This is a genomic window from Methylocystis sp. L43, from assembly GCF_015709525.1.
In the GTDB taxonomy this organism is placed as follows: Bacteria; Pseudomonadota; Alphaproteobacteria; order Rhizobiales; family Beijerinckiaceae; genus Methylocystis.
On sequence record NZ_JADNRA010000025.1, the window covers coordinates 79,053 to 94,845 of the forward strand.

General features: G+C 59.9%; 11 protein-coding genes and 2 pseudogenes. 9 read left to right on the top strand and 4 right to left on the bottom strand.

What is annotated here, in order from left to right:
* The first annotated feature begins 342 nt into the window (after window positions 1–342).
* Together IYX23_RS07540 and IYX23_RS07545 are read left to right on the top strand one after the other, a co-directional pair.
* Window positions 343–1,449 carry an efflux RND transporter periplasmic adaptor subunit gene (locus IYX23_RS07540; RefSeq protein WP_348643637.1) on the top strand — a complete coding sequence of 369 codons (1,107 nt, stop codon included), beginning with the start codon at window positions 343–345 and terminating at the stop codon, window positions 1,447–1,449.
* Window positions 1,449–4,487 carry an efflux RND transporter permease subunit gene (locus IYX23_RS07545; RefSeq protein WP_196392309.1) on the top strand — a complete coding sequence of 1,013 codons (3,039 nt, stop codon included), beginning with the start codon at window positions 1,449–1,451 and terminating at the stop codon, window positions 4,485–4,487. Before IYX23_RS07540 ends, IYX23_RS07545 begins: the two co-directional genes overlap by 1 nt.
* A gap of 22 nt (window positions 4,488–4,509) precedes the next feature.
* Here IYX23_RS07545 and ppk2 read toward each other — a convergent pair whose 3' ends face one another.
* Window positions 4,510–5,307 (bottom strand): polyphosphate kinase 2, encoded by a 798-nt coding sequence (gene ppk2 / locus IYX23_RS07550; protein ID WP_246716561.1) that lies wholly within the window; start codon window positions 5,305–5,307, stop codon window positions 4,510–4,512.
* 215 nt (window positions 5,308–5,522) lie between these two features.
* Here ppk2 and IYX23_RS07555 point away from each other — a divergent pair, with 215 nt between their 5' ends.
* Window positions 5,523–8,990, top strand: coding sequence for an HAD-IC family P-type ATPase (locus IYX23_RS07555; RefSeq protein ID WP_196392310.1), 3,468 nt, complete (start codon window positions 5,523–5,525; stop codon window positions 8,988–8,990).
* 196 nt (window positions 8,991–9,186) lie between these two features.
* On the opposite strand, the gene IYX23_RS07560 is transcribed toward IYX23_RS07555, so the two are convergent.
* Complete coding sequence (locus tag IYX23_RS07560; RefSeq protein ID WP_196392311.1) at window positions 9,187–9,330, bottom strand: hypothetical protein; 144 nt, start codon at window positions 9,328–9,330, stop codon at window positions 9,187–9,189.
* Between the two features lie 401 nt (window positions 9,331–9,731).
* On the opposite strand from IYX23_RS07560, the gene IYX23_RS07565 reads away from it, so the two are divergent.
* The gene (locus tag IYX23_RS07565; RefSeq protein WP_196392312.1) at window positions 9,732–10,217 is read left to right on the top strand and encodes a DUF1269 domain-containing protein; all 486 of its coding nucleotides are present in this window, start codon (window positions 9,732–9,734) and stop codon (window positions 10,215–10,217) included.
* Window positions 10,218–10,634: 417 nt separating this feature from the next.
* Window positions 10,635–11,693: an AI-2E family transporter gene (locus IYX23_RS07570; RefSeq protein WP_196392313.1), complete on the top strand. Its 1,059-nt coding sequence runs from the start codon at window positions 10,635–10,637 to the stop codon at window positions 11,691–11,693.
* A gap of 282 nt (window positions 11,694–11,975) precedes the next feature.
* Here IYX23_RS07570 and IYX23_RS07575 read toward each other — a convergent pair whose 3' ends face one another.
* The gene (locus IYX23_RS07575; RefSeq protein WP_196392314.1) at window positions 11,976–12,488 is read right to left on the bottom strand and encodes a DUF1269 domain-containing protein; all 513 of its coding nucleotides are present in this window, start codon (window positions 12,486–12,488) and stop codon (window positions 11,976–11,978) included.
* Between the two features lie 670 nt (window positions 12,489–13,158).
* Between IYX23_RS07575 and IYX23_RS07580 the strand changes: the two genes are divergently transcribed.
* The 3 genes and pseudogenes from IYX23_RS07580 to IYX23_RS07590 all read left to right on the top strand — a co-directional run bounded on the left by IYX23_RS07580 (window position 13,159) and on the right by IYX23_RS07590 (window position 15,176).
* Window positions 13,159–14,046 carry a transglutaminase family protein gene (locus IYX23_RS07580; protein WP_196392315.1) on the top strand — a complete coding sequence of 296 codons (888 nt, stop codon included), beginning with the start codon at window positions 13,159–13,161 and terminating at the stop codon, window positions 14,044–14,046.
* Between the two features lie 112 nt (window positions 14,047–14,158).
* A pseudogene (locus IYX23_RS07585) lies at window positions 14,159–14,676 on the top strand (transposase); the annotation flags it as partial.
* A gap of 149 nt (window positions 14,677–14,825) precedes the next feature.
* A complete protein-coding gene (locus IYX23_RS07590) occupies window positions 14,826–15,176 on the top strand; it encodes a NirD/YgiW/YdeI family stress tolerance protein (protein ID WP_196392316.1) in 351 nt (116 codons plus the stop codon).
* 8 nt (window positions 15,177–15,184) lie between these two features.
* On the opposite strand, the pseudogene IYX23_RS20240 reads toward IYX23_RS07590, so the two are convergent.
* Window positions 15,185–15,297 (bottom strand): annotated as a pseudogene (locus tag IYX23_RS20240) (IS5/IS1182 family transposase); the annotation flags it as partial.
* A gap of 301 nt (window positions 15,298–15,598) precedes the next feature.
* Between IYX23_RS20240 and IYX23_RS07595 the strand changes: the two are divergent.
* Window positions 15,599–15,778 carry a hypothetical protein gene (locus IYX23_RS07595; RefSeq protein ID WP_196392317.1) on the top strand — a complete coding sequence of 60 codons (180 nt, stop codon included), beginning with the start codon at window positions 15,599–15,601 and terminating at the stop codon, window positions 15,776–15,778.
* Window positions 15,779–15,793: the final 15 nt, after the last annotated feature.

Sequence of the window (15,793 nt, forward strand, 5' to 3'; positions counted from 1 at the left end):
GCCGCTCTCGCGCGCGTGAAACAGAGTGTTGGACAAAAAGACTCCGAGATCGCGCACCGAGTTTTCTGCATCAACTCCTTGACAAGCTGATAGGTCGCCGCACTCGTTCCCCAGAGAAATGCCGGCGGCAATGATGCATCGCGCCGTAGACGCCATGCAATATAGCCACCATTCGCCTCGAGTAACTCTCTTAACCGCCTCCGACATGCATTCCGACCGCCAGCCACTCCATACCAATGCCTTATCCACAAGAGAGCAATCAGGCTGCGCGGATCGCTACAGACCTTCCAGTTTATGCCGTTTACGGCTTAAATGTCGAAGACGCGAATTCAGGATAGAAATGTGGCGCGCTTGAGAAAGATCATGTGGATCGCGGGGTTATGGCGCCTCGCATTCACTACATCCGCGGTCCTACTGACGCTCACGGGATGCAGCCGGGAAGAAGACAAGAAAGCTCCCGAAACGCGTCCGGTTCGCGCCATCGTAATCGAGAAAAGCAAGATCGGCGAGACAGTTGAGCTGACCGGAAGCATTCAGCCCGAAAACGAAGCCGCGCTCGCCTTCCGTATCGGCGGCAGGATGACGGAGCGTTTCGTGGGCGTGGGCGATGCCGTCAGGAGCGATCAGGTGCTGGCGAAACTGGACCCGCAGGCCGAACTGAATGGTCTGCGGTCGGCGCAGGCGAGACTGACCGCGGCGCAAGGGCGCTTGCGAGAGGCGCGCAGCAATTTCGCGCGGGAGCAGTCTCTGCTATCGAGACGATACACGACGCAGGTGAAGTTCGATCAGGCGAAGACAGCCGTCGAGACCGCTCAGTCGGACATCGAGGATGCGTCCGCACAGCTGAAAATCGCGCAGGACCGCGTCGGTTACACGGAGCTTAAGGCCGATCTGCCCGGAACGATCGTCGCGCGGGGCGCAGAAGCGGGAGAAGTGGTTCAGGCCGGTCAAATGATTTTCCGCATCGCCCGAAGGGGTGGGTGGGATGCGGTATTCGACGCGCCGGCGCGTCTGCTGCGCGCTGCGCCGCGAGACGCGAGAGTCGATCTCGCGCTGACGGATGAACCCAGGGTCACAGCGGTCGGACGCGTGCGACAGATCGATCCGCAGGCCGATCCTACGATGCGGACGTTTCGCGTGCGCGTCACCATTATCGCTCCCCCGCCCGCCATGCGATTAGGCGCGACCATTTCCGGCCGCATGCGTCTTGATCCCTCGGCCGCAATCTCCATTCCCGCTGCTGCGTTGACCGAGTCCGGCGGCCAGCCGAGCGTCTGGGTCGTCGATCCGGCGACGATGACCGTATCGATGCGAAACATCAAGGTTCAGCGCTTTTCCGCCGACTCGGTGGTCGTTGCGGAAGGATTGGCGCCCGACGACACCGTCGTTACCGCCGGCGTTCAGTCGCTTCACCCAGGCCAGAAGGTCCGAATCCTGGATACGCCGTGATGACAGAGATCAACCTGTCGGCTTGGGCGCTCAGACACCGTTCCTTCGTCATCTATTGCATGATCTCGGTCGTGATCGCCGGTCTCAACTCCTATTGGAGTCTGGGCCGGAACGAAGATCCAAATTTCACTTTTCGCACGATGATCGTGCAGGCCGCCTGGCCGGGCGCGACGCTTGACGACACGCTCAAACAGGTGACGGAGCGGATCGAGCGCAAGCTGCAGGAGACGCCCAGCCTCGACTTCATCCGCAGCTATACGACCGCTGGTCTCACAACGATTTTCGTGAACCTGAAAGGCGAGACGACGCCGTCGCAAGTGCCGGACATCTGGTACAACGTCCGCAAGAATGTCGGCGACATTCGCCATACGCTTCCTGCAGGCGTCGTCGGACCGGGGTTCAACGACGATTTCGGCGACACCTTCGGCATCATCTACGGTTTCACCGCGGACGGCTTCAGCCATCGCGAGCTGCGAGACTATGTGGAAACCGTTCGCTCGCGGCTGCTCAATGTCGCCGACGTTTCCAAGATCGAAGTCCTCGGCGCGCAGGATGAACGGATATTCATCGAGTTTTCAACGCGGCAGCTTGCTGGTCTGGGCTTGGACCGGTCTCAGCTCATTGCGGCGCTGCAAGCGCAGAACGAGGTCATCCCTTCGGGCGTCATCCAGACGGATCAAGAAAAACTCTCATTGCGCGTATCGGGAGCCTTCGGGTCGGAGAGCGATCTTCTGGCGATCAACATTCCGGTGAACGGCCGTCTGCTCCGGCTTCGCGACATCGCGGAAATCCGGCGCGCGTCAGTCGACCCGCCGCAGTCGATGTTCCGAGTGAACGGCCGTCCGGCGATAGGACTGGCGATCGCCATGCGACCGGGCGGCGACATACTCGCCCTGGGCCGCAACGTTGCGAAGGCGCTGGAGGAGACGAAGTCGGAACTGCCGATCGGAATTGAGCCCATTCTGGTCGCCAATCAGCCGCAAATCGTCGAGCACGCGATCGGCGATTTCATGACGTCGCTCTGGCAGGCGATCGCGATCATCATGGCCGTGAGTCTGATCAGTCTGGGCGTGCGCGCCGGCGCGGTGGTTGCGGTCTCCATTCCGCTGACGCTCGCCGTTGTGTTCCCGATCATGCAGCTTGCGGGGATCGATCTGCAGAGAATATCGCTCGGCGCGCTCATCATTGCGCTTGGCCTGCTCGTCGACGACGCGATGACGACGGTGGACGTCATGACCACACGTCTTGCGCTTGGCGACGAAAAGGAGGAGGCCGCAAGCTACGCATATAAAACTCTGGCGTTTCCTATGCTTACCGGCTCCTTCGTGTCTGCTGCCGGTTTCGTGCCGATCGGTTTGGCCAAGAGCTCGGCTGGCGAATACACATTCTCGATCTTCGCGGTGGTCTCGATCGCCCTGATCGTTTCTTGGGTCGTCGCCGTCCTGTTCACGCCTCTGATCGGCGTGGCGTTGCTCAAGAAACCGGACGCCTCGACCGTCGAGCGGGAAGGTCCCGTGCTGCGCGTTTTCCGCACGCTTCTTGTCGCGGCGATGAGAGCGAAATGGGTGACGCTCGGCGTCACTTTGGCCTGCTTCGTCATCGCTTTATTGGCGACGCCGCTCGTGCCGCGCCAATTCTTTCCTGCGTCCGATCGCCCAGAACTCGTGATCGATCTGTCTCTGCGGCAAAACGCCTCGATCTACGCCAGCCAGGCCGTCGTGGAGAAATTCGACAAGATTCTCAAAGGGGACCCCGACGTGGCGAGCTGGAGCGCTTATGTCGGCCGAGGCGCCATACGCTTCTACCTGCCTCTCAACGTCCAGCTCGCACATGATTTTTTCTCGCAATATGTCGTCATCGCCAAAGACGTGGCCGCGCGCGACAGGCTTCATCAAAGACTTGAAAAAATCCTCGCCGAGGATTTTCCCGGCCTCGTCACGCGGATCGCGCCGCTGGAGCTCGGACCGCCTGTGGGCTGGCCCGTGCAATACCGCGTCATCGGTCCCGACCCTGAAAAGGTTCGTCAAATTGCTCTCGATCTGGCGAAGACAATTGGCGCGGACCCTTCCGTCAGACGGATAAATTTCGATTGGATCGAGCCGGCGCGCGCCATCCATATAAAGGTGGATCAGGATCAAGCGCGCCTCGTCGGCCTGAGTTCTCAGGCGCTGGCGGCCGCATTGAAGGGCGTGGTGACGGGCCAGGCCGTCACGCAGGTTCGAGACGACATCTATCTCGTCGACGTCGTCGCGCGCGCGACAGATGAACAGAGGATGTCGCTCTCAACGCTGCAGACGCTGCAAATCGCCACGCCCAGCGGCGGCGTGGCGCCTCTCGGCCAGATCGTGACGTTCGATTTCCAGCAAGAAAACCCGCTGATCTGGCGCCGCGACCGGGCGCCGACGTTGACAGTTCAGGCTGACCCAGCGCCTGGGCTGACGGCCGAGACCGCCGTCGCCGCGCTCGCGCCTGCAGTCGCCACAGTAAGTGCGAGCCTGCCGCCCCAGTATCGCATCGACACGGGCGGGACCGTCGAGGAAAGCGCGAAGTCGCAGGGCTCGGTGTTTGCGCGCGTGCCGCTGATGCTGTTTCTGATGATCACCCTTCTGATGATCCAGCTCCAAAGCTTCAGTCGCACGCTGCTGGTTCTGAGCATTGTGCCGATGGGATTGATCGGAATCATCGCGGCGCTACTCATCTTTGGAAAGCCGCTCGGTTTTGTCGCCATTCTCGGCATTTTGTCGCTGCTCGGCATGATCGCGCGCAATGCGGTCATTCTCGTCGAGCAAATCGAAACGGAACGACGCGAGGAGCCGGATCAATGGAAAGCCGTCGTCGACGCCACGCTGTCCAGATTCCGTCCCATCACGCTGACCGCCGTTTCGACGGTGCTGGGGCTCATTCCCATCGCGCCCACGGTCTTTTGGGGCCCGATGGCCTTCGCGGTGATGGGCGGGCTTCTCGTCGCCACCGTGCTGACGCTGATCGTCACGCCGGCGCTGTATGTCTTATGGTTCGGGATTCGGGAGCAGGCCTGAGCGCGCCCGACGTTACGCTGCTTCAATAATTTTCCGGCACAAAATTCAATCCTTCGAGCGAGGCGAGATCGTCATAGGCGCCCTCCATCGATCGCTTCGGAAGTTTCGCCTTTTCATGTTCGACGGCTTCATACGGAATGGACTTGAGCAAATGACTTATGCAGTTGAGGCGCGCCCGCCGCTTGTCGTCCGAGCGCACGATGCGCCAGGGAGCGAATTTCGTATCGGTCGCCTTAAACATCATGTCTCTCGCGCGCGAATAGTCGTACCATCGGCTCCGCGAACATAAATCCATCGGACTGAGCTTCCATTGGCGTAAGGGATCGTCGATGCGCGCTTCGAAGCGGCGCTTCTGCTCCTCCTCGCTCACCTCCAGCCAATATTTGAGGAGCAGAATGCCGTCGTCGACAATCAAGAGTTCGAACTCGGGACAGATTTCGAGAAACCGACGATGCTGCGCTTCGGTGCAGAACCTCATGACATATTCGACGCCCGCGCGGTTGTACCAGCTGCGATCGAAAATCACGATTTCGCCCGCCGCGGGGAGCAGAGACACATAACGCTGCAGATACAGCTGCGTCTTCTCTCGATCGGAGGGCGCCGGCAGCGCCATCACCCGGAAAACGCGGTGGCTCACTCTTTCGGTGATCGCCTTGATGACGCCGCCCTTGCCGGCGGCGTCGCGCCCCTCGAAGACGACGACCACACGCTGGCCCGTCGCCTTGACCCAATCCTGCAAGGCGCAAAGCTCCACCTGCAGCTTCCGTAGCGCCGCCTCATACTCTTTGCGCTTCATCGGCGCTTCGCCGCCTTTCGTCATCGAACGTTCTCCAGAAGGCTTCGTCTTGTGGCGTGGCTCTATTGAATTCGGCGAGTCCTTTTCAAGGCCGGACCACTATGCGTCGCTGAAGAAGAGGCGTCGCAGCGCTCCTTGAGCCGTCGCGCTGTATCAAGGAACGGCTATTTCTCAACTTTACTGTAGCGCGGCGATCCGACAAGATCGCGCCGAATTTAATTAGGCGGGAGTTTCAGTCAGTGACCGATCGAGACGCGGCGAAAAATCCGCCCTGGCATGCAATTGCCGTCGACGAGACAATTCGTCGTCTCGAGAGCAATCCTTTGAAAGGGCTCGCGCGCGATGAGGCGGCCAGGCGCCTCGAGAAATATGGCCCGAACCGATTGCCTGAAGGATCGAAGCGCGGACCGCTGATGCGGTTCCTGCTGCAGTTTGACAATGTCCTTGTCTATGTCCTGCTTGCCGCCGGCTTCATCAAGCTGATGCTCGGACTTTGGCTCGACGCGTCGATCATCACCGGCGTCGTCGTCATCAATGCGCTGCTCGGCTTTATCCAGGAAGGCAAGGCCGAAAAGGCGCTGGATTCAATCCGCAACATGCTTTCTTCCGAGGCTCGCACGTTGCGCGATGGCGAGACGCGCGTCGTCGCCGCGGAGGAACTCGTTCCAGGCGACGTCGTGCTTCTCGAATCAGGTGATCGCATACCCGCGGACATTCGCCTCATCGAGGTGAAAAACCTGCGAACGGACGAAGCCGCCCTGACGGGGGAGTCCGTGCCGGCGGACAAGTCGACGGACCTCACGCCGGAAAATTCGACGGTCGGAGATCGCGAGAACTTGGCGTTCTCAGGCACTCTGGTCGTCTCGGGTCGCGCCCTGGGGATCGTCGTCGGCACGGGCGCAGCGACGGAGCTCGGCCGCATCAATCAGATGCTGGCCGCGGTCAATGTGCTTGAAACGCCCCTGCTGCGCCAGATCAAAGAGTTCGGACACACGATCGCGAAAGTGATCGGCGTCATCAGCGTCCTGATCTTCGCCTATGGGCGATGGGTGCGTGACCTGCCGTTTGTCGAGGCTTTTCAAGCGGTAGTGGGCATCGCCGTCTCGGTGATCCCCGAAGGCTTGCCTGCGCTGATCACGATTACGATGGCGATCGGGGTGCAGCGTATGGCGCAGCGCAACGCCATCATCCGCCGACTTCCCGCAGTCGAAACGCTCGGATCCGTATCGAGAATTTGCTCCGACAAGACCGGCACGCTGACGCTCATGGAGATGATGGTCGCTTCGGCCGTCAGCGCGAATTCGCAATATCATGTCACGGGCGACGGCTATGCGAGCGAAGGCGAGGTGCTGCTCGACGGCGAGCCGGCAGGCCAAAGCGTTGTCCTCAAGCGCATGGCCATGGTTTCAGCGCTTTGCAACGACTCCGAGCTGCGCCAATCGGACGGCGTGTGGAAGGTCGAAGGCGACCCCACCGAGGCCGCGCTTTATCCTTTCGCCGCCAAACTGGGGTTCGACCGGCAAGCCGAAAGAGCGGGGCGGCGCAGGCTCGACGCGATACCCTTTGAGTCCGAACACAAATTCATGGCGACCTTGCATGAGGACGCGGGCGGCGGCCGCATGCTGCTCGTCAAGGGAGCCCCCGAAGTCATTCTTGCGCACTGCAGCCGGCAGGAAACTGAAAGTGTTCCCGCGCCGCTGATGCGCGATTATTGGATGCAGGCGTCGGACCGGCTCGCGGCGCAGGGCGAACGCGTGCTGGGACTAGCCTGGCTGCCCAATCCGCGTTTTGAGACAACGAGTCTGGCGCCCGAGGATTTGCCTCGCGACCTCATCCTTTTAGGGCTGGTCGGACTGATGGACCCGCCGCGCAAGGAAGCGGTCGAGGCCGTCGCCGAATGCCACAATGGCGGCATTCGGGTGACGATGATCACGGGCGATCACAAGATCACTGCGGCGGCGATCGCCAAGATGCTCGGCATCGGCGACGGGAGAACCGCCGTCGCCGGCGCCGAAATCGAAGAGATGAACGACGCCGCGCTCCAGGAGACGGTACGCAATGTTGACGTTTTCGCGCGCGCCAGCCCCGAGCACAAACTGCGGCTCGTGAAAGCGATTCAGGCGAACGGTCAGGTCGTGGCGATGACCGGCGACGGCGTTAATGATGCGCCGGCGCTCAAACGCGCCGATATTGGCGTGGCGATGGGCATCAAAGGCACCGAGGTCACGAAGGAAGCCGCGGCGATGGTGCTCGCCGACGACAATTTCGCGTCGATCACGGCGGCGGTTCGTGAGGGGCGGACGGTCTACAACAATATTGAAAAGGCGCTGCTTTTCATGTTGCCGACCAACGTCGCCCAGGCGCTGGTCATTCTCGTCGCGATCGTCGTCGGATTCATCTTGCCGATCACGGCTCCGCAGATCCTTTGGGTCAACATGGTGACGTCGGTGGCGCTTGGGCTCGTCATCTCCTTCGAGCCGCACGAGATCGACGTGATGCAGCGTCCCCCGCGCGCGGTGTCGCGACCGATACTCGACGGCTTCGCGATATGGCGAGTCATCTTTGTTGGTCTGGCGCTGCTTGTCCTCACCCTGTCGGCGTTCTTCTGGATGAAGTCGCAAGACGCCGCCGACGAACTTGCGCGCGCCGTTGCAGTCAATGCGCTCGTCATCGGCCAGGTCTTCTATCTGTTCAACAGCCGCTTCAAGACGGATTCGTCGCTGTCGATCGCCGCGCATCTTGGCAACCGCTATGTGCCGCTCGGCGTCGGCGCGGTTATCATTCTCCAGCTTCTGTTCACTTATGCGCCGCCGCTGCAGCGTTTGTTCGGCGCCGCCGCCATTCCCCTGAATGTTTGGCCGTGGCTGTTTCTGGGCGGTTTTGTTTTCTTCCTCATCGTCGAGGCTGAAAAATTCGTCATTCGCGCCTTTCGGTCCAGGCGCGGCTCGTCGCCGGCCCCGGAACCGCCGGCCAGGCCCATTGCGCTGGACGTCCGGCAAGCCCTCGCGCAGGACGCATCGCGCAAGACTTCCAACGGATGGGGCAATTGGCAGGGCTTTCTGGGCGGACTCGCGGTGTTAGGTCTCATCGCCGGAGAAGTCTATGGTTTCCTGCATCGCAGCGACGCCGATCAACATGCGACCGACACGGTCGCCCAAAGCGCCGCGCTCCGCGAGGGGAAAGCGACGAAGACGACGGACGCGCCGAAGCCAGTGAATTTCGGCGCGCAGGTCTCGGGAACGATCGACTCGCTGCTCTGCGCGCCCAACGCGAAAGTTCAGGCGGGCCAGCTCTGCGGAAAGATTGATCCTCGGCCCTATGAGGCCGCGGCGGATCACGAGACGGCGGCTCTGGCGAAGGTCCAACTTCGTCGCGACAGGAGCGCAAGCGCGCTCTTGCGTGCGCAAAGAGATTTCGAGCGGACTCAGGACAGAAACGCGCGCGGCGCCATTTCTCGCGCAGCGCTCGACAAATCACGCGCGGCTTACGAAAGCGCGAAGGCGCGGGTCGCCGCCGATGAAGCTGAAGTCGCTCGAATCGAAAAGGCGCTCGCCGCGGTGCGCAACGATCTTACTCTGACCGATATTGTTTCGCCGGTCGACGGCACGGTGATTTCGCGCAATGGCGAAGTCGGCCAGAAAATTGATGTCAATCAAGAGCCGCCGCTGTTCGTCGTCGCGCCAAGTTCAGGCGCGATGCGCGAATAAGACAAGTAGGAAATCATTCGAGCATTGCGGCGCGGGTCGATGAGAGCCAATCGGATACAGGAGGGCAAAGCGCGATGAGTGATCAGATGACCCCCCATGGCCGCGGATGAGGCGGATTCTTTCGCGCGCAAAGCGGAACGCTTGCGCAGCAAGCTGCCTATCTCGACGTGCTGCTTCTGGCGGTGCTGGGAGTGGCCTACACCAGCATCACCGGCAACCCTTTGACGGATATTGGGAGTTCCTGGCGTTGGCGGTTGGCGCCGCGTGCGTCTTCATTGGTTGGCGCCAAACCAAAGACAAGCACGCACGCAAGCAGATCGTTGTGACGCAGACTCTGCATTGGATGGCGTTCCTCATCGCGATGAATATCGTTCTGTGGCCGTCGGTGAACACCTTCTTGAACGGTCCCGCGACGGGGCTTGCGCTCATGCTGCTCCTCGCGCGGGAACATTCGTCGCCGGCGTTCATGTCTCGGTCGCATCGCAATTCTCGGGGTGCTTTGGCCCTGACTGTGCCGGCGATCGCCTGGCTAAAAAAAGTCGGCGCTGCTGATCGCGCTCATTGGGCTGGTGATTGGCGGACTGGCGGTCCTTTTCCGGCCTCAGTCGACCAATAACGACCTGACGTGATGCAAGGCGAGCCTTTATACTAATTCGTTTAGGACAAAGGGCGATGGCGCCGACGCGGCGCTTATGGAAATGTCGAGCAAGCCGGCTGCAGCTGGCGATATAGGGAGCGAACATGTCCGATCTCGTTGTCATCGTTTATCCTACCGAAGCCAAGGCCGAGGGAATGCGCCAGAAGGTGTTGCAGCTTCAGAAGGAATATTTGATCGAGCTCGGCGACGCCGCCATCGCCGTCAAGCAAGCCGACGGCAACGTCAAGCTCAATCAGCTTTTCAACACGACGGCGGCCGGAGCGGTCTCAGGGAGTTTTTGGGGCCTGTTGATCGGCGTGATTTTCCTCAACCCGCTTCTCGGCGTCGCGCTTGGCGCCGCCTCTGGAGCCGTCAGCGGCGCTCTCACCGATTACGGCATCAACAACGACTTTATGAAGCAACTTTCCGAGACGCTGCAGCCCGGCAATGCGGCCCTGTTCCTCTTGATCAAGAAGGTCACTGGCGACAAAGTGTTGGAAGCCGTGAAGGGCACAGGCGGAACAGTGCTCAAGACGTCGCTCGACGACAGCAAGGAAAAGGCGCTGCGAGAAGCGCTTGCCGCGAGCTGAAGGTTGAGCAACGCAGTCGGCCGACTGGGGCGCTGTGCGTTACGTGCTTTCGATGGCTCTACTGGCGATCGTGTGACTCATTGGGCCATCTCGCCCTTTGTGTTCTACAACGCACCTCATTCAACGGGCGCTCAATTGACCTGCAAGGCATCATCAGTCCGAATGCTGATGCCTGAAACTGTATCGTCACACTGCGAGCCTAAAGGACGAACGGAGCCTCCGCCGCTTGTTTCCAAAGTGTGGCGTTGGCGCCTCTGACGACCGCTGCCACTGGGCGACAGCTGGTCCATGGACCGATGACATTAAACTTCCGCAGCGAGGGTCTGTCTGATCGAGCTATCCGACGTTTCTTGGCGGCAATTGTTTCAGCTTCTGTGAATTACGGCGGGTCAACGATCGAGACGTTAGGGGGACGAGATGGACAACAAAATCGTGAGCATTATGGCGGCGCTCGTCATAGCGATCGTAGTGCTTGCAGTGTCTTCCATGGCCCAGGCGGTCTTCGAGCCGGTGATCTTCGCGATATTCATCATTGCGTTAATTTGGCCGCTGCAGAAAGAGCTCCAATCCAGAATGCCAAGAGCTTTGGCGCTGCTGGCCACCATTGTCGTGACATTGGGCGTCGTTGTCGCGCTTACCTCGATGGTCATATGGGGAGGCGGCGAGATCGCCGATTGGATCAGGCAGAATCTGTCAAAGATCGAGGCGACGTTCCGCAACTCAACGAAGTGGCTTGAAGAGCACGACATATTCGTCATGTCGCACGTGACCGAAAATTTCAACACGGCGTGGTTGGTCGGCTTCCTGAAAACAGTCGCTACGAGGGTCAATGTTCTCGTCGGCTTCTCTCTTCTGGTCTTCATATTCCTGCTTATGGGCCTCGCCGAGACTGAGGATTTCCAAGTCCATATCGCCGGCTTGAAAGACGAAGAAACAAGTCGCCGCCTGTTGAGAGCGAGTCAGTTGATCGGGGCGAAGTTCCGCAAATATATGCTCGTGCGCACAATCGCGAGCGTTGCGACTGGCGTCGCCGTCAGCGTTTTCGCGCTGCTCATGGGTCTTGAACTTGCGGCCGCATGGGGAATCCTGGCGTTTGCGCTCAACTATCTGCCGTATATCGGATCACTGGTCGTTACCGTCTTTCCAGCGCTGTTTGCTTTCGTTCAATTCGATTCTTGGCAAACTGCGGTTTTCGTGTTGTTAGCGCTCGCCGTCATTCAGTTCGTCATTGGAAGCTATCTCGAGCCGCTCATTTCAGGTTCGGCATTGGCGATTTCACCTTCCGTCGTGACGTTCGCCGTCGTTCTTTGGACCTTCTTGTGGGGCGTTCCCGGAGCTTTCATCGGCGTTCCCCTGGCGATCGCGTTTCTCACGCTCTGCGCGCAATTTCCGTCGACTCAGTGGATCGCCACGATGTTTTCTGGAGCGCCGCGCACCCAGACGCCGGCCCCAAGCCCTGCGGAAACAGCGCTCTAGTGAACGCAGACTCTCGATAGCATACATTAAAAATACTCAGTTGCTGTCGGAAGCGAATGGGTAAGTTGGATCGACTGGATCGGTGATCGGAGTAATCGCATCCAACTCTGACCGCCGAGCCGCCGCGGCCAAAGCGAAAAAAGTCTTCGCCGTAAGCAGTCCGTGCGCGTCATGAAGAAAAACCTCGCGCCGGTTGGTCATGTCGGCGCGACGAGAACGCCCCGATCTTGGATGTGACGGCGGGGCGTTTTTTTGTTGGGCTTACCTTTTGGCGCGGGTCGTCTACGAGGCCTGGCCCAATACCGCCCTTAGTTTGGCTTCTTGCTCGTTTGAGAGTGAGGTTTTCAAGATACGCGGCTTATAGCGCTCAATTTCTGGGAGCACCTTGTCCTCGGTGAAGCTCTTGAAGAGGATGAACAGCGCCGAGGATCCGGCGGGAATAGTCTCACCTAGCTTCTGAATGAAATCGTCCTTGATGCCGTAGTCGACGAGCTGGCCCGCAAGGGCGCCGGAACCAGCGCCGACAATGGCGCCAACAGCCATGCCAGCAAGGGGATTGAGAAAAAGAAAGCCTACCAGCGTGCCTAACAAGGCCCCTCTCGTCCCGCCGGTCGTGGCTCCGAGAGCCGTGAGGTTAACGGCTTGCTTAATATGAATCTTTCCATCGGAATCACGCTCGACGACACATGCGTCTTCAAGATCGATTAGATATTCCTTTTGCAGCGAGCGCAATTTGTTCAGGACCTCGTCGGCGGTATGAACGCCATCAAAGTCAAATACAACCAAATTGCTCATATCACTCCTCCCTGAGGTTAGCAGAGCCTCGAATGGCGCAAATGAAGGCGCTATGTTCAAGCAGTGCGGTTGATTGCTTGACCAAACTGTCCGCACAGGACGGTAGCATAGCATTAACTTCGCGACGAGACTGGCAAAAGGCTGGAGTCAGGCAGCATGCTGAAACTCGCTATGTTTGCGCCGCGTCCTTTCTACTGGCTTCTGCAGACCGCAGTAGCGTTCGGGAATTCGATTGAGAAGAGCGGGTCCGGACGTGAAGCATCAGCTGAGGGCCTCACCCCAGAGCATCGGCGCTGGCGCACAGGCGTTGGCCGCATGGCTCGACGTCGCCAAGGATCCAATGAGCGCGGTCCCGATGCATTTTCGACGACATCTCTTCATTTGCGTCGCAAGTCGCTGCAGATCGAAAGGCCAAACGCGAAAAACTCCTGGAGGCGATCGCGCGGCAACAGACGACGGTGGCGACTGGAGATGAGCGAATGGAAGCATTGCGGTCAGCGGATCGCGCGCTCTATCATTCTTGGCGATTTATCGACTCGCTGCGGATCGCTCGCAGTCGTAAGTCATGGCTTCAGCCCCCGCGATTTCCTTCCCTCGAGAAAAAACGCATGTCATTGACCAGCGGGTTCTGAAAAGCGGTGACACGAATTGAATACTCGGGACCAGGCAGATGGCGCGGATCAAAATTGTCCATACGACTGAATACACCTACCGCAATCCGGTCGGCCTCCTGCGTCACCGGCTGATGTTGCGGCCCGATGACAGCCATGATCTACGCCTCCTCAAGACCGAACTCGAGGTTGATCCCGCTCCTGCCAACACACTTTGGAAACACGACGTCTTCAACAATTCCGTGTGCTTCTTTGAATGGCCTGAGACGCTGCGGACTACGCGGCTGGCGATCGTATCGACGCTGGATCTCTTGCACCATCCAGAAGGTCAACCGCTGCCGCACTACAGTCTTGATCCCGGCGCAGAGACTTTTCCCTTCTCCTATGCGCAGAACGAGACTCCTGACCTCGCACTACTCGCCGAACGGCAGATGCCGGACCCAGACCATAAGGTCGACGCCTGGGCTCAACGCATCGTCGCTGACTCCGGCGCCACTGAAACATTGAAGGTGCTGGAGGCGATGACGCAGGCCATCAAGGAGGAGTTCCGCTATGACGCCCGCTATGAGGAGGGTACGCAGACGGCGGCCCAGACCGTAGAGCTCGGCTCCGGCACGTGCCGCGACTTCGCCGTGCTGATGATGGAGGCTCTGCGCAGCTACGGCATCGCGACGCGCTTCGTCACAGGCTATCTTTATGACGATACATCGGGCGAGACCCGCGGCGGCGGAAGCACGCATGCCTGGTGCGGCGTCTATTTGCCCGGCGCTGGCTGGGTCGAATACGACCCGACCAACGGTCTGATTGCCGGCGCGAACCTGATACGCGTCGGCGTAACCCGCGAGGCCGCCCAAGCCATCCCCATCTCTGGCGGATTCGTTGGCAGTGAAGACGACACGATAGGCATGCATGTCGATGTGTCGGTCAGCGCGGTGCCGATACGATGAACTGTCGGCGAGGGGCGGTTCACCTGTTGACGAACCGGACACGAACTTCGACCCCCAAGAGGCTGTTCGCCTGGCGCCCCTTATGTATCGACCGGTTGTCTGACACCGTCGGAGGTGGGTGCTCGAGGTGGATTCTTCGGTCGACAACATGCGTCGCTTGATCAAGCGCATTACCGCCAAGCACGCGCAGGCGCATTTTTGTTATGAGGCAGGACCGACCGGCTATGGCCTGCACCGACTCATCGTTTCAATGGGGTTCCCTTGCTCCGTGGTGGCGCCCTCTCTCATTCCGCGTAAGCCGGGCGATCGGGTCAAGACCAACCATCGCGACGCGGTCGCGCTCGCTAAGCTGCTTCGGGCCGGCGAACTGACGGCTGTTTGGGTTCCGGACGAAAGCCATGAAGCGATGCGCGATCTCCTGCGCGCAAGAGCCGCCGCTGTTGAAACGCTGTGTGTGCATCGTCAACAAGTGAGCGCATTCTTGCTCCGGCGCGGTCGGATCTTTCCGCGCAAGACCGCTTGGGGCGCTCGTCATCTTCGCTGGCTGCAACAACAAAAATTTGATCATCCGGCTCATCAGATGCGCTGCAGGAGATGGTCGAAGGCGTGAGAATCTCCAAAGAGCGCGTGGAGCTGCTAGCTTTCAGTGTCCAGACTCATTCACAGCCAGAAGGCGACGGCGGCGGCGAGGCGAGCCATCTTCTACATGCTTGCGGCAGCCTGCGTGTTGCTTCAATCGTCGTCCTGAAGCAAGCTGCGGCAGCATGGGAGATTTCAACATGAAACATGTGATGGTCGCGCTGATTCTGTCTTCAGTTCCCGTGACGGCGGCCGTGGCCCAGTTTACCGGTCCCTCTGCCGCAACCAGCAGCCGGCCAAGCGCCGTCGCTGCGGTTTCGCGAGTCCGCCCCGGCAGCTATGTCACCCTGAAGGGGAACATCGTCTCGCACCAACGATCGGACTATTTCCTCTTCCGCGACGCAACGGGAGACATCCGCGTCGAGATCAGCTCGCCTGTCTTCGCCGGTCGAGCGGTCACGCCGGAAACGCGCGTCCGTCTGGTGGGCGAAGTCGATGTCGGCCTCGCCGGCCGCTATGTCTGGATCCAGTCACTGGAAATCCTGCCGTAGGGCCCAGCTCATAGCCAATAGCTGACGGTTGCAGCGATGCAGACGGCGGCGAGGAAGTTTGCGGGGTTTCGATCGTAGCGCGATCGCGGGAACGGCCGATGATCCGATCGATTTCATCTTGTGTTGGCCGACGATCCCGTTCGATCCCCTTTCCCACCAACCCAAGTCGACCCAGTGCAATACGTGCAAGATCGATTGGTTCCGTCGAGAGCTGCACGCCATGCACGGCCGCCGCATGCGACAATATCGTTTTGATGTAGCCGAGATCGATCCCTAGCTACGGCCCCTTCGTTCGCCCGATCCCGACCAAATTGAACGAGGCGCTCGCGATCCAGCTCACTCCCAAGGCGTCGCTCAAGAAAGATCAGGCTGGCAGCTTTTGATCGACCGATCTGCTTTTCCTACATCCTGAAGGTCTCCCGATGGGGACGCACGAGATCGCCGAACGTCTTGGCGTTCCTTCGCGCACATTTGGTTGGAGATTCACCGCGATCAATCCGGCGCTCGATGTCCAGCGCCCATTCCTCGGCGTCGCGGCGGCGGAGAAACGACTCGATATTTTCCTTTACGCCGAACCTGAGCGCGCCAGGACCCCGATTTGAGCTTCGTGAACGTCG

Bases quoted from the DNA above. Each gene is read 5' to 3' on its own strand.
- IYX23_RS07560 (WP_196392311.1), bottom strand. From the start codon at position 9,330: ATGCAGAGTCTGCGTCACAACGATCTGCTTGCGTGCGTGCTTGTCTTT.
- ppk2 (WP_246716561.1), bottom strand. From the start codon at position 5,307: ATGACGAAAGGCGGCGAAGCGCCGATGAAGCGCAAAGAGTATGAGGCG.
- IYX23_RS07545 (WP_196392309.1), top strand. From the start codon at position 1,449: ATGACAGAGATCAACCTGTCGGCTTGGGCGCTCAGACACCGTTCCTTC.
- IYX23_RS07570 (WP_196392313.1), top strand. From the start codon at position 10,635: ATGGACAACAAAATCGTGAGCATTATGGCGGCGCTCGTCATAGCGATC.
- IYX23_RS07590 (WP_196392316.1), top strand. From the start codon at position 14,826: ATGAAACATGTGATGGTCGCGCTGATTCTGTCTTCAGTTCCCGTGACG.
- IYX23_RS07565 (WP_196392312.1), top strand. From the start codon at position 9,732: ATGTCCGATCTCGTTGTCATCGTTTATCCTACCGAAGCCAAGGCCGAG.
- IYX23_RS07595 (WP_196392317.1), top strand. From the start codon at position 15,599: ATGGGGACGCACGAGATCGCCGAACGTCTTGGCGTTCCTTCGCGCACA.
- IYX23_RS07580 (WP_196392315.1), top strand. From the start codon at position 13,159: ATGGCGCGGATCAAAATTGTCCATACGACTGAATACACCTACCGCAAT.
- IYX23_RS07575 (WP_196392314.1), bottom strand. From the start codon at position 12,488: ATGAGCAATTTGGTTGTATTTGACTTTGATGGCGTTCATACCGCCGAC.